The sequence below is a fragment of the Sphingomonas albertensis genome, from assembly GCF_014358075.1.
Classification (GTDB): Bacteria; Pseudomonadota; Alphaproteobacteria; order Sphingomonadales; family Sphingomonadaceae; genus Sphingomonas; species Sphingomonas albertensis.
In genome coordinates, this window is record NZ_JACONT010000001.1 from 1 (window position 1) to 12314 (window position 12314).

General features: G+C 64.6%; 14 protein-coding genes and 1 pseudogene. 6 read left to right on the forward strand and 9 right to left on the reverse strand.

Translation table 11 applies throughout. The features are described 5' to 3' along the window. Both H8S47_RS00005 and H8S47_RS00010 read right to left on the reverse strand, forming a co-directional pair. On the reverse strand, positions 1-353 hold a 353-nt coding region (locus tag H8S47_RS00005; RefSeq protein WP_187501891.1), incomplete at its 3' end, for an MFS transporter. An 11-nt stretch (positions 354-364) separates the two neighbouring features. Further along, on the reverse strand, positions 365-1399 hold the full coding sequence (locus H8S47_RS00010) for an aldo/keto reductase (RefSeq protein WP_187501892.1): 1035 nt from the start codon (positions 1397-1399) through the stop codon (positions 365-367). Positions 1400-1482: 83 nt separating this feature from the next. Here H8S47_RS00010 and H8S47_RS00015 point away from each other — a divergent pair, with 83 nt between their 5' ends. Continuing rightward, positions 1483-2391 carry a LysR family transcriptional regulator gene (locus H8S47_RS00015; RefSeq protein ID WP_187501893.1) on the forward strand — a complete coding sequence of 303 codons (909 nt, stop codon included), beginning with the start codon at positions 1483-1485 and terminating at the stop codon, positions 2389-2391. A gap of 409 nt (positions 2392-2800) precedes the next feature. Further along, the gene (locus H8S47_RS00020; protein WP_187501894.1) at positions 2801-3631 is read left to right on the forward strand and encodes a 23S rRNA (adenine(2030)-N(6))-methyltransferase RlmJ; all 831 of its coding nucleotides are present in this window, start codon (positions 2801-2803) and stop codon (positions 3629-3631) included. Between the two features lie 470 nt (positions 3632-4101). Here the strand turns inward: H8S47_RS00020 and H8S47_RS18625 are convergent. From H8S47_RS18625 to H8S47_RS00050, 6 genes and pseudogenes are all read right to left on the reverse strand, one after another. Further along, positions 4102-4591 (reverse strand): annotated as a pseudogene (locus tag H8S47_RS18625) (SRPBCC family protein). Then, the gene (locus tag H8S47_RS00030; protein WP_187502103.1) at positions 4566-4916 is read right to left on the reverse strand and encodes an ArsR/SmtB family transcription factor; all 351 of its coding nucleotides are present in this window, start codon (positions 4914-4916) and stop codon (positions 4566-4568) included. The pseudogene H8S47_RS18625 and the gene H8S47_RS00030 overlap by 26 nt, the downstream one beginning before the upstream one ends. A 204-nt stretch (positions 4917-5120) precedes the next feature. Further along, positions 5121-5945 (reverse strand): SDR family NAD(P)-dependent oxidoreductase, encoded by an 825-nt coding sequence (locus H8S47_RS00035; RefSeq protein WP_187501895.1) that lies wholly within the window; start codon positions 5943-5945, stop codon positions 5121-5123. 63 nt (positions 5946-6008) lie between these two features. Beyond that, entirely contained in the window at positions 6009-6518 is a 510-nt protein-coding gene (locus H8S47_RS18970) for a nuclear transport factor 2 family protein (protein WP_187501896.1), read from the reverse strand. Positions 6519-6574: 56 nt separating this feature from the next. After that, positions 6575-7378: an SDR family oxidoreductase gene (locus H8S47_RS00045; protein ID WP_187501897.1), complete on the reverse strand. Its 804-nt coding sequence runs from the start codon at positions 7376-7378 to the stop codon at positions 6575-6577. A 45-nt stretch (positions 7379-7423) separates the two neighbouring features. After that, positions 7424-7840: a GlcG/HbpS family heme-binding protein gene (locus tag H8S47_RS00050; protein WP_187501898.1), complete on the reverse strand. Its 417-nt coding sequence runs from the start codon at positions 7838-7840 to the stop codon at positions 7424-7426. Positions 7841-7949: 109 nt separating this feature from the next. On the opposite strand from H8S47_RS00050, the gene H8S47_RS00055 reads away from it, so the two are divergent. Then, positions 7950-8837 (forward strand): LysR family transcriptional regulator, encoded by an 888-nt coding sequence (locus tag H8S47_RS00055; protein WP_187501899.1) that lies wholly within the window; start codon positions 7950-7952, stop codon positions 8835-8837. 274 nt (positions 8838-9111) lie between these two features. Here H8S47_RS00055 and H8S47_RS00060 read toward each other — a convergent pair whose 3' ends face one another. Further along, the gene (locus H8S47_RS00060) at positions 9112-9891 is read right to left on the reverse strand and encodes a Crp/Fnr family transcriptional regulator (protein WP_187501900.1); all 780 of its coding nucleotides are present in this window, start codon (positions 9889-9891) and stop codon (positions 9112-9114) included. Between the two features lie 94 nt (positions 9892-9985). On the opposite strand from H8S47_RS00060, the gene H8S47_RS00065 reads away from it, so the two are divergent. The 3 genes from H8S47_RS00065 (at position 9986) to H8S47_RS00075 (ending at position 12261) form a co-directional block, all read left to right on the forward strand. Beyond that, a complete protein-coding gene (locus tag H8S47_RS00065) occupies positions 9986-11107 on the forward strand; it encodes an alpha/beta hydrolase (RefSeq protein ID WP_187501901.1) in 1122 nt (373 codons plus the stop codon). A gap of 87 nt (positions 11108-11194) precedes the next feature. After that, positions 11195-11803 (forward strand): carboxymuconolactone decarboxylase family protein, encoded by a 609-nt coding sequence (locus H8S47_RS00070; protein WP_187501902.1) that lies wholly within the window; start codon positions 11195-11197, stop codon positions 11801-11803. After that, a complete protein-coding gene (locus H8S47_RS00075) occupies positions 11800-12261 on the forward strand; it encodes a hypothetical protein (RefSeq protein WP_187501903.1) in 462 nt (153 codons plus the stop codon). Before H8S47_RS00070 ends, H8S47_RS00075 begins: the two co-directional genes overlap by 4 nt. Positions 12262-12314 lie beyond the last annotated feature (53 nt).

Here is a 12314-nt window from a genome sequence, read left to right on the forward strand (position 1 = left end):
GCGACGATCGAACCGACGCCGAAGAACGCGCCGTGGTTGAACGAGGTCAGGATCCGCGCGACCATCAGCATGCTGTATCCGGTCGACACCGCCGCCAGCAGATTGCCGGCGGTGAAGATCCCCGCGAGCGCGATCAGCAACGTCCGCCGCGGCACGCGCCCGGTCGTCAGCGTCATTAGCGGCGCACCGATCACCACGCCCAGCGCATAGGCACTGATCAGCAACCCGGCGGTCGGAATCGACACACCGAGATCATGCGCGATCACGGGCAACAGCCCCATCGGCGCGAATTCGGTCACGCCGATGCCGAACGCACCGACGGACAGGGCCAGCAGGCCGGGATTGAACTTCATCGTGGTGCTCCTCAGACCAGCGCCGGATTCAGACGGGCGAATCCCTCCTGCTGGCGGTACGGCGTATGCGGGTAGGGCGGCAGCACGTCGCTCGCCGCATCGAGCGCGGCCATCTGCGCCTCCGACAAGGCCCAGCCGATGGCGCCGAGATTGTCGCGCAACTGCGCCTCGTTGCGCGCGCCGATGATCACCGACGCGATCGTCGGCCGGCGCAACAGCCAGTTGATCGCGACCTGCGGCACGGTCTTGCCAGTCTCGGTCGCCACCGCCTCCAGCGCGTCGATCACGCGGTAGAGATGCTCGGTCTCGACCGGCGGCGCGAACTGCTCCGTATCGTGCAGCCGGCTGCCGTCCGGGATCGGCCGGTCGCGCCCGATCCTGCCGGTCAGCCGACCCCAGCCAAGCGGGCTCCAGACCATCGCCCCGACGCTGTGGTCGGCGCCCATCGGCATCAGGTCCGCCTCATAGGCGCGGCCGATCAGCGAATAATAGACCTGGTGCGCGACGAGCCGCGGCCAGCCGTGCCGGTCGGCGATTCCCTGCGCCTTCGCCACCTGCCAGCCGGGATAGTTGGACACGCCGGCATAGCGCACCTTGCCCGCGGCGATCAGTGCGTCGAGCGTTCCCATCAGTTCCTCGGTCGGGGTCGACGCGTCGAACGCGTGGAGCTGGAGCAGGTCGATATGATCCGTGCCGAGCCGCCGCAGCGACTCCGCGACCGCGCGGATCAGGCGTGCGCGCGATGCGCCCCAGTCCTGGGGTCCGTCGCCCATCGGCAGGCCGGTCTTGGTCGAGATCAACACCTGTTCACGCCGCCCCTTGATCGCCGCGCCCAGCACTGTTTCCGACGCGCCGTTCGAATAGACGTCGGCGGTGTCGAACAGCGTCACGCCCGCCTCCAAGCACACGTCGACCAGCCGTCGCGCCTCGGTCGCGTCGCTACGCCCCCACGCGCCGAACAGCGGACCGGTGCCGCCGAACGTGCCCGTGCCGAAGCTGAGCACGGGCACCCGCAGCCCCGATGATCCCAATTGCCGATAGTCCATAACGATATCCCCATGATGTCGACGCATAGATGGACGGCGCGGCGCTCACATATTAGCCTGTGTCGCGGCGAAGGATTTTTGAGGTGGACGCAAAGATAGTGCCGGGCGCCGACCGCGCCCGCGCTTTAGGGATTTTCGCGGCGGTGATGCGAGAGGGCAGCTTTTCAGCCGCGGGTCGCGTGCTGGGGCTGACCCCATCGGCAGTCGCGCGGTCGATCGACCGGATCGAGGCGCGGCTTGGTGTCCGGCTGCTTCTGCGCTCGACCCGCGCGCTCACGCCGACCGCGGAGGGGCAGGCCTATTTCCAGAGCGCGCGTCGGATACTCGCCGATCTCGATGACGCCGAACAGCAGATCGCCGACCAGGGCGCGCCCCGCGGCCGGTTGCGGGTCAGCGCAGCGCTCTCGCACGGCCGTTTGTGCGTCGTCCCGCTGCTCGGCGAATTCGTCGGCCTCTATCCGCAGATACTGCTCGATTTCGCGCTGAGCGATGCGATCGTCGACGTCGCTGCGGGTCAGGCGGACGTCGCGATCCGGTTCGGACCGTTGGCCGACAGCCTGCTCACCGCGCGCAAGCTCGGCGAAAGCGGTCGCGTGATCGTCGCCTCGCCCGCCTATCTCGCGCGCTGCGGCATGCCGGTCACGCCCGAAGACCTGCGCGACCACAACTGCCTCAACTTCAACTTTCGCCGGATCGAGCCGGTATGGCCGTTCCGGCGCGACGGCCGCGACCTAGCTCTGTCGGTTAAGGGCAACATCGAGGCGAACAACGGCGAGACGCTCGGTCAACTCGCGCTGGCCGGGGTCGGGATCGCGCGCGTCGGCGCGTTCAGCGTCGCCGACGACATCGCCGCCGGCCGGCTGGTCCCGATCTTCGAGGAGTTCAACCCAGGCGACGTCGAACTCATCCACGCGGTCTTCGTCGGCGGCATCAACATGCCGGCGCGCGTCCGCGTGTTCGTCGACTTCCTCGCCGCTCGCGTGCCGTTATGACTCGGGCGATTCTCATTGCGCGCCGTACGTCCTTAACAATCCTCCGAATTTGTGGATCATCTGGAGGCGTTCAAACTCCGCTTTTCGGGGCGGCTCGGCAACAAGTCGATCATTTCTGAGATAGTCGCATCAGTGGGAAGTCGAGGCTAACGCCATGAACGACCGTCTGGAGTCGGAAAGCGCGCACAGCCCCCAGAGTGACCGACTGTGGGGCAGCGCCGTTCCCGGAGCCTCGCGCCTCCGTTCCTGATCGCGACCGCTAACGCGGGCTCCAAGCCTCGCGCAGAAGTCCGTTGAAGGTTTCCGCCCGACTTTATACCAGCACGGGCTCGGTGACTTCGGTCGCCTCGCGCTCGGCAACCGCGCCAAGGGGCACGTATAAGGTAGATCGTCAGGATTTCGAATTGAAATGAATTATCGCCATTCCTTCCATGCCGGCAATAGTGCCGACGTCGTAAAACACAGCCTACTTATCGCCCTCGTCCGGGCCCTGCAGCAAAAACCGGGTGCGCTGACCCTGATCGACACCCATGCCGGCTGCGGGCTGTACGACCTCGACGGCGAGGATGCACAACGCACCGGCGAGTCCACGCAGGGCGTGCTGCGGGCCTATGCCGACCCGAACTCCGTGCTGAACGACTACCGCGCCGTCGTGCAGGCGGTGAATGCCGGAGCCGAGCTACGGTTCTACCCCGGCTCGCCGCGAATCCTGGCGCAGCTACTGCGCCCGCAGGATTTTCTAATCCTGAACGAAAAGCATCCCCGGGACGCCTATACTCTGCGCGGTGTGATGCGCGACACATCCGCTGCCGTGCATGAGCGCGACGCCTACGAGCTTTGGCTGGCGACGCTGCCGCCCCGAACCGCGCGCGGCGTGGTGGTGGTCGATCCGCCGTATGAGCAACCCGATGACCGCGCGCGTATCACAGCCACCCTTGCGGCTGCTTACCGTAAATGGGCGCACGGCGTGACGATGATCTGGTATCCGCTGAAAGACCGCGCCGCGCATCGGCGGTGGAACGAGCAGTTACGCCGAATCAGCATCCCGAAATTGCTGAGTGTGGAGCATTGGCTGTACGATGACGATCAGCACGGCATCTATAATGGCGCAGGCCTTTATATTGTCAACCCGCCCTACGCCTTCATACAGGCGCTACCACCTCTGCTGGAAGCCTTGCGCGCCGTGCTGGCACCGGAGGGGCATAAAGGCGAGATCACAACCGCTTGGTTGGATGGTTAAAGCAAAGCTAGTATCGCCATCTGCTCCCAAAGGAGGAATTTCGCGCTGCAGGTCTCAAGCAAAGCATTCTCTCTAGAGTCGCTCCCTGACGTCGGAGGTCGACTAGTGTTCATCGCTAGCTTGTGTTCCGCGTTCACCGGGGCCGCTGGTGGCTTTGCTTTCCCAGTAAAAGTAGCCGATTGCCGAAAGCCGCTCATCGACGCGCAGCGTCGACATGAACGGATGTCTGAAGTTCGTAGGCGCGAAATTGCGGCTGAACGTCAGGAACTGGGTCCTCGCTGCCGGAAGCCGTGGGGCTGCTTGCAACCCAAGGGCAGACGTAGCGGAGAAAGTTGCCGGTCTTGGGAGCTGACATTCTGAACCAGCATTCTAATACACGCAAACCTCTGGAAAACCATGGTCGCGTCTGCAGTGTCACAACCGACCGGTTATGACACCGACGACAACAGGGCGGGTCTCGCGTTGAGTGTTCAGCCTTCCAGATAGGTCGTAAGGCCTTCCAGCGTCTGCATTCCGTATTCCACCGCGCCGAAGTCGATCACGGCCTGACGCCGCTCACGGCTCGGATGGAGCTGGCGCATCGTCAGCACCGTTTTACCGTCCGCCTGTTCATCAAAGGTCACCGTCATGCGGAAACGGTCGGGATCGTTGTGATCGGGCGTCCCATAGTCCACCACGATCCGTTCGTTCGGGACAATTTCCAGAAAAGCGCATGAGGTTCGCGAAGCGCTGCTCCCGGCCCTCGAACATGCCCACCATGTCGAACCGCCAGACGCCGCCAACTCGGATGTCAGCCTCGTGATTCTCGATGCTGAGGCCGGCCGGGCCGTACCATTCGGCCAAGGCCTTGGGGTCCAGCCACGCGGCAAAAACCTTGTCACGAGGATGATTCAGCACCTTCGCCAGCACGATTTCACGGTCAAGCGACCAAGTCTCAAACGGGGCCGCCATGTCCTTCATCCTCTTTATTGTCCAAATAGAGTTCCAGCCGATCTAGCCGCTCTGTGGCGCGCCAGCGTTCCGCGTCCATCCAATCCGCTGCCTCGGAGAAACGCGCCTGCACCAGCCTGCACCAGCGGCTGCGCCCGCGCTTTTCGCTGGTAATCAGCCCGCATTCCTCCAGCACCTTGAGATGCTGGGCGAACGAGGGCAGCGCCATGTCGAAGGGCTCCGCCAAAGCACTGACCGGTACTTCGCCTTCGGCAAGCCGCGACACTACCGCGCGCCGCGTCGGGTCACTGAGCGCGTAAAAGGCGAGATCAAGGGGAGCTGAATGGTAAGGCACATCCCTGAGTATCAAGGAATGGGTGATAAAGCAAGGATATTAAGGTAATTGCCTTAGTATAAGGTCACTGCACGCCCCGCCTCATATCGCGACGCCTTAAAATGCTTGGTGACGCGAACGCAGGAGTTTGCTCACTACGATCCTTGCTGTTGCCGGTGTCAGAACCGGACGGTTGTAACACCGAACAAGCAGCGGCAAGCAGCTTCAGAAATCGGTAGAAGTGGACGTGCTGCCCCATTCTTTCAGGATTGCTGAGTCAGAGGCGTGTTTCCCTTGGATCGCCGCCATCGTGTCGCTACCCAGAGGCAAGCGAACGGGTGGGTTGGGCGACTCCACGAAATCAACCAGCACCTTCGCCAGCTTCGTCGGATCACCGGGTTGGCCATGGTTCAAGTCCACGGCGCGGTTGCGAACACGGCCAGCGGTCTGGTCATAGTCGGGGATGCGATTTGGGCTGACGACCAGCGATGACGCATCGAGAAAGTCTGTCCGGAAATAGCCGGGCTCGATTACGGTGACATGGATGCCGAGCGGCGCGAGTTCCGCGTGCAGCGCTTCCGATACGCCTTCCACCGCGAACTTGGTCGCACTGTAGATGCCGAAGCCGGCTGCGCCCCGATAGCCGCCGATGGACGAGATGTTGAGGATACGTCCCGATCTCACGGCGCGCATGTGGGGCAGGACGGCGCGAGTGACGGCGAGCAAGCCGAACACATTGGTGCGGAAGAGACGTTCGATCTCTGGCGCGGTCGCCTCCTCCACGGCCCCAACCATGCCGAAACCGGCATTGTTGAGCAGCACATCGATGCCACCGAACCGAGCGATCCCAGCCTCCGCTGCGGCAACTGCTTGTTCGTCGCTGGTGACGTCGAGCGGCAGCGCAAGCAGGTTCGGGTGCTCGCCGAAACGGTCAGAAATCGCCTGTGGGCTGCGGGCCGTGGCGATGACGGCATCGCCTTTGGCCAGCACGCGTGCGGTGATGAGCGCGCCGAAGCCGCGCGATGCGCCGGTGATAAACCAGGTTTTCATGTCAGATGTCCTTTTCCGGGTGGCGGGGTTCAGGTGCCTGCGTTGCAGGGAGTGCGGGCGCGTTCACTCGGCAGGCGCGACGCGAGCCCAGAGGTCGTTGAAAGCGATTGCGTCGAAGAAGGCGAAGGCGCGGGTCACGCGGCCACCCCGCATTTGGAAGAACCAGGCGTAGGTGTTGACGTAAGGCTTGCCATCGCGTGCGGTGCCGGCGGCGTCGAAGTGGATGACGACGCGGTCACCATCGGCCGTGATGCTCTTGATCGTCGGCTTGATGCCGGCCGACATGCGCGCGTTGAACGGGCGGATGACCTCGCGCATGAAAGCCTCTTTGGTCGGATAGGTCTTCGACACGACCGAGTTGCGCTCGATGGTCCAGCTCGCCTCGTCGGCAAGCAGGTCGAAAGGGCTGCCGGTGCCGGCCGTCCATGCATCGAAGCTGCGCTGTACGATCGTCTTGTTGCCCGCCGGCGTCTGCGCATGAGCGCCGGGTGCCACCGCGAGGATGCCAACGCTGGCGGCGGCGAACGCTAGGCTCGCGCGCACGGCGAAGGGTTTCCAGAAGGTGCTGGTCACGGTCGTTCTCCTGATCGGGCGAGCGGCAGCATGGATCGCCGCCCCTCGCCAGTGGGTTAAATCTGGGCGGTCCAGGCAGCGGCCTGAGCGTCCTTCAGCATGTCCTCGACGAACTGCGGGCAGACGTTGCGGACCTTGCCGGTGTCGGCGGGAACGATATCGATCATGCGGTCGATCATCTCCTGCGGGTCGAGGTGTCCCTGCGGGCTGGCGAGCAGCGCATCGAAAGTGGCCCGGAGTTCGTCGCGCTTGGTGAAGTTCCTGGCGTCGTCGAGCCAGCGGAAGGCGGTGTCCGCCATCGTCTCGTTGTAGCCGGTGAGATAAGCACCGGGGTTGATCGTCTGGACCTTGATCCCGAATGGCGCGACTTCCTGCGCGATCGCCTCGGCCATTGATTCCAGCGCGTGCTTGGTCGAGACGTAGGTGCCCCAGCCGGCGGGCGTGAACAGGCCGCCCATGGAAGACGTGAAGACGATCTTGCCTTGGCGGCCCTCCGCCACCCAGCGGCGGATGAACGCTTGCGTCAGCTCCAACGGCTTGAAGACATTGACTTCGTAGTTCCTGCGGAAGAGATCGAGCGGAATCTCGCTCACAGGTCCGCTCTCACCATAGCCGGCGTTGTTCCAGAGCACGTCGGCATCCAGCGTCTGGATGAACGCCATGTCGTAAGGGTCGTTGAGGTCGAGCTTCTCGACGCGGAAATTGTCGAGTCCGAGTTCGGCGACCTTGTTGCGTAGCGCCGCCACCTGGGGGCTGATCTGGGCGGTGGCGATGATGGTATGGCCCGCCTTCGCCATACCAATGGCAGCAGCCTTGGCGAAGCCGGAGCCTGCGCCGGTAATGAGGATAGTCTTCGTCATGATCGTTCTCCTGGCGCTTGCGGTAGTATTTGCGAGTGAGGGTTCTCAGCCGTTCAGCGCGGCTACTGCGGCTTCGGCGATGGCCAAGTCCTGCGACGGCGCACCGCCTGAGACGCCGATGGCGCCAATGAGCACGCCGTCTGCATTGATCAGCGGCAGGCCGCCCGGAAAGGGCATCAGCCCGCCATTGCTGGCCTGGAGGTTCGGAGCCGGCGCGCCAGGCTGGCAGTAGTCCCACACAGCGGCGCTGCTGGTGCCGAACATCGTGGCCGTGCGCGCCTTGGCCGCAGCAACATCAATCGAGCCGAGCACCACGCCGTCCATGCGGACGAAGGCCTTCAGGTGCGCGCCGGCGTCCAGCACGGCGACGACGGCAGGCACGCCGATCGCAGCGGCGTGGGCTTGGCCTGCGGCAAGCAGGCCCTGCGCCTGGTCTGCGGTGATGGTCTCGAAAATGGTCATCATGTAGCTCCTTCGATCCGGCAGCGTCGGTGGCAGGAGCGTTGTGCGCCTTCTGGACTGATGCGATTAGATGGCTAGTCTTCCGGACAATGCTGAGCGAGGATCAGCAATGCGCACGACCGATCTGTCCGAACTCGCCGCCTTCGACGCGGTCGCCCGCCATCGCAGCTTCCGCAAAGCGGCAGAGGAGCGCGGCGTCACCGCCTCCGCGATCAGCCACGCAGTGTCGAACCTAGAGGCGCGTGTCGGCATCCGCCTGCTCAACCGCACGACCCGCAGCGTGTCGCTGACCGACGCAGGGGCCATGTTGCTGGCGCAACTCTCGCCCGCGTTCGGCGACATCGGCTTGGCGCTGGATGCGCTCAATCAGTATCGCGACACGCCATTCGGCAAGGTGCGGATCAACGCGCCGAACTCGATTGCGCCATTTGTGCTCGGGCCGGTGATTGGCAAGCTGATCGAGCGCAACGCGAACCTGCAGCTGGAGATCGTCGCCACCGACCGCCTGGTCGACATCGTCGAGGAAGGCTTCGACGCGGGCATCCGGCTAGGCGAGAGTCTGCGTGAGGGCATGACTGCCGTGCGCATCAAGCCGCGCATGAGCCTGGTGGTGGTGGGCTCGCCTGGCTATTTCGCGCGGCACCCCGTCCCGCGCACGCCTGCTGACCTGAAAAGCCATGTCTGCATTCAGAACATGTACCCAAGCACTGCTCGCTATCCGTGGTTCTTCAGTCGCGAAGGGGAGGACGTCGAGTTTGAGCCGACCGGTCCACTGGCGCTGCATGACCACGAGCTGATGATCGAAGCTGCGCTTGCGGACGTTGCGCTTGCCTACGTCTGGGAAGATCGCGCACGGCCCTATGTGAAGGCCGGGCGCCTGATCCGATGTCTCGATGAATGGATTGTGCCGGAAGATTGGCTCTATCTCTACTATCCCGCTCGGACAGGCATGTCAGCCGGACTGCGCGCTGTGATTGAAGCGCTCCGCGTCAGCTAGCTAGAACGACGCCTCCAGATCGCGTGGCCCTCTCAAGTCCGGCGATGATTATTGATCGGTGTCATAACCGAACGGTTGTGACACTACGCACCGACGGCTTTCGACCGTTCCGATTCTGGAAGCTGTCAGGCAGCAATGTCCCCAGTTTGAGCCGTTCGGAGCGGCTGTAAGAGTTCGTCAAAGCGGTCTACCCACTCACATGAATGAGCGGCAAGTTTTGGGAAGCGAGAAAGCCCGCGTGAACGGCTGGAATCGGGTCACCTGGCGCGAGGCCTTATCGGTTCCGGTCCATCTGTAGGAGACGGACATAGTCCTGTTCTGGTTGGCCATATGTATCGCCCGCCAGCGCCATAAGCTTTGTCCGATCGTGGACCAGAACCTTGGCCCGGACGGCCCGGATCGCATGCTCTTCCTCCAGCCGGTGGAGTGCGTCCGTAACGCTGCTACGGCGAACGCCGAGCATCAGCCGGAACTCTTCGTGCGTCATGCAGATCTCGTCGGCCTGGACGCGGTCGTGATAGAGAAGGATCCACCGGGCCATGCGGCGTTCGATCGAATGCGCCAGCGATGACACGACGGTCCGGCCCATCTGCAGCATGAACACGTGCGCGAATCTCAGCAGTGTCAGGTGCAAGGCAGGGCTTAGGTCGATCGCTGCAAGCAATGCGTGGGCGGGAATGCGCAGCGCCTGGCCGCGCTCGGCGCGCATCGTGACGTCGTAGGGCGAGCGATCGTCGCCCATCACCAGCGGCCAGCCGATGAACCCCTCGGCGCCGACCAGACCGACCGCATAGCGGCGGTCGTCGTCGAGCGAATCCAGCACTCCGGCAATACCCTGTTCCAGAAAGCAGATGCTTTCGATCGGATCGCCGGCTCGCGTGATGAAGTCGCCGACAGCGAACGATACCGGCTCGAGATGCGGCGCCAGCACGCCGAAATCTTCCGGGGAGAGGCTGGCTAGCAGCCGATTGCCGACCATTCTTTCGACAGGGGCGTCATCGCGATCGACCGCTGCGCGAGGCGTTGCGCCGGTGATGGAAACGATCGTCGACACCCAATTCTCCTTCTAACCGGCGGACTTTGCACGGTTCCGTACAGCAACGTTGGCCATCCTGCTTTGTTCATGAGCGATCAAACAGGAGGATCACATGGTTTCCATCTCGAAGCGCCCGGTCGCGCGCAGCCTTTTCGCGGCGGCGCTGCTGACCGCATCGGCAGGCGTTCTCGCGCAATCGGCCCGCTCGCCTAGCGCACCGCCGCCCGCAGCCCCGCCGGCAAGCGCGACGCAGCCGCCCAAGGCCGCGCCCGACATGCAGAAGGTACTCGACGCGCTGGCGGGTCTCGGCGGCAAGCCGATCGAGACGCTAACCCCGGCGCAGGCGCGGATGCAGCCTTCGGCCGCCGACGGTGCCAAGGCGGTGATGGCGCAGCAGGGCCTGTCGACCGCGCCCGACGCCTCGGTAACGACGCAGGACGTGCCCTATGGCTCGGACGCCCAACAGTTCGCGCGCATCTACAAGCCCGCGGCAGCGCCCGCGAATGGCAAGCCTATGCCGGTCGTCGTCTATTATCATGGCGGCGGCTGGGTGATCGCGGACGTGAACACGTATGATTCGGCCCCGCGTGCGATGGCCAAGGCGCTGAACGCGATCGTCGTGTCGGTCGAGTACCGTCACGCGCCCGAGTTCAAGTTCCCCGCGCAGCATGACGACGCCGCAGCGGCGTATCGTTGGACTTTGCAGAATGCGGCGAGCTGGGGCGGCGATCCTGCGAAGATTGCGGTGGCGGGCGAGAGCGCGGGTGGCAACCTTGCGGTCGCGACGGCGATCTACGCCCGCGACAATCGCCTGACGCTGCCACGCTACATCGTCTCGGTCTATCCGATCGCCAACAGCAGCATGACGCTGCCGTCGCGCAAGGACTCGGCGAACGCCAAGCCGTTGAATGCAGCGATGCTGAAATGGTTCGGCTATTATTACCAGACCAGCGCCGCCGATGCGCAGGACCCGCGGCTGAACCTGGTCGCCGCCAACCTGCGCGGCCTGCCGCCGACGACGATCATCAATGCGCAGATCGATCCGCTGCGCTCGGACGGCGAGACCCTGGCCGCGGCGATGCGCACCGCGGGCGTGAAGGTCGAGCAGAAGACGTATCCAGGCGTGACGCATGAGTTCTTCGGCATGGCGAAGGTCGTGCGTGGTGCCAAGGACGCCAACGAACTGGCGGTCGCGCGCCTGAAGGCAGCGCTCGCAGGGGCGCCCCGCCGCTGATCGGTTCGACGGGGTGGCTGGTGCCGCCCCGTCGATCAATGCGTGACCGGCATCTGGCCGGCGCGGCCTGACAAGGGAGAGCAAGCGATGCGTACCCCACCTTATCCGCCTGCGGACATGCCCGCGGATCTGCGTCCGCTCCACGACGAGATGGACGCTTACATCACCGGGCATCTCAAGGGCTTCGTCTCGCATCGGGCGGATGGCGCGCTGGTCGGGCCATTCGCACCGATGCTGCGCTTTCCCGCGTTCGGTCGCGCTGCCTGGACGTATACCAAGGCGCTGATCGACAACGCGACGCTGCCCAAGGAGGCGCACGAGGTCGCGATCCTGGCCACCGGCGCCGTCTTCAACTCGCGCTACGAACTCTACGCGCACGAGCGGGTCGGCGAGGCGGCGGGTCTGTCGGCCGAGAAGGTCGCGACAATTGCCGCCGGCCAGCGTCCCGCCGACCTGACCGAAGAGGAGGCTTCCGCCTATGACGTCGCGGTCACGTTGGCGGCCGGGCGTCAGCTGCCAGCCTCGACCTATAACCGTGCCGTGCGCGCGTTCGGCGAGGAGGGGACGGCGGAACTCGTTTATCTGGTCGGCGGCTATTGCCTCGTGTCGCTGCTGCTCAACGCCTACGACATGTCGGTCCCGGGCCGCGAGGAGGGCTTGCCCGACGATCCAAAGGAAGAGGGAGAGCGCGCATGAACGGCAAGCGGATGGCCGGCGCGATCGCCGGTGGGTTGGTGGCAGGCCTCGGCATCACCGCGATGATGATGGCGGGCGAGAAGAAGAGCGGCACGCCGTCCGAGCTCACCGATCTCGAACGGGCCGGTGCGCGGCAACTCGGCGCCCGCTCCGTACCGTTAAGCGACCTCCCGGATGCGACCGAACAGGTCGTCGTGCAGGGCAGCCACCTCCTGCTCTCCGCGGCAGCCGGCGCGGTCTATGCAGCGACCGTCGACGAGAATGCGGGCGTGCTGCCGTCGGGGATCGTGTTCGGTCTTGCGTTCTATGCGGCGATGCACTGGATCACCGGGCCGCTGCTGGGGCTCAAGAAGCCCGAATGGCAGGCGGACGCGGCGACGATCGGGACGCACACGATGGTCCACCTCGTCTTCGGCGTCGCGACCGCGGCCGGCGCGAAGGCAGCGGCCAACGCCTGACCGTTCCGGAATACCGACGCCCCCAAAGCGCGAACCGCGCGTTACTGCGCTGA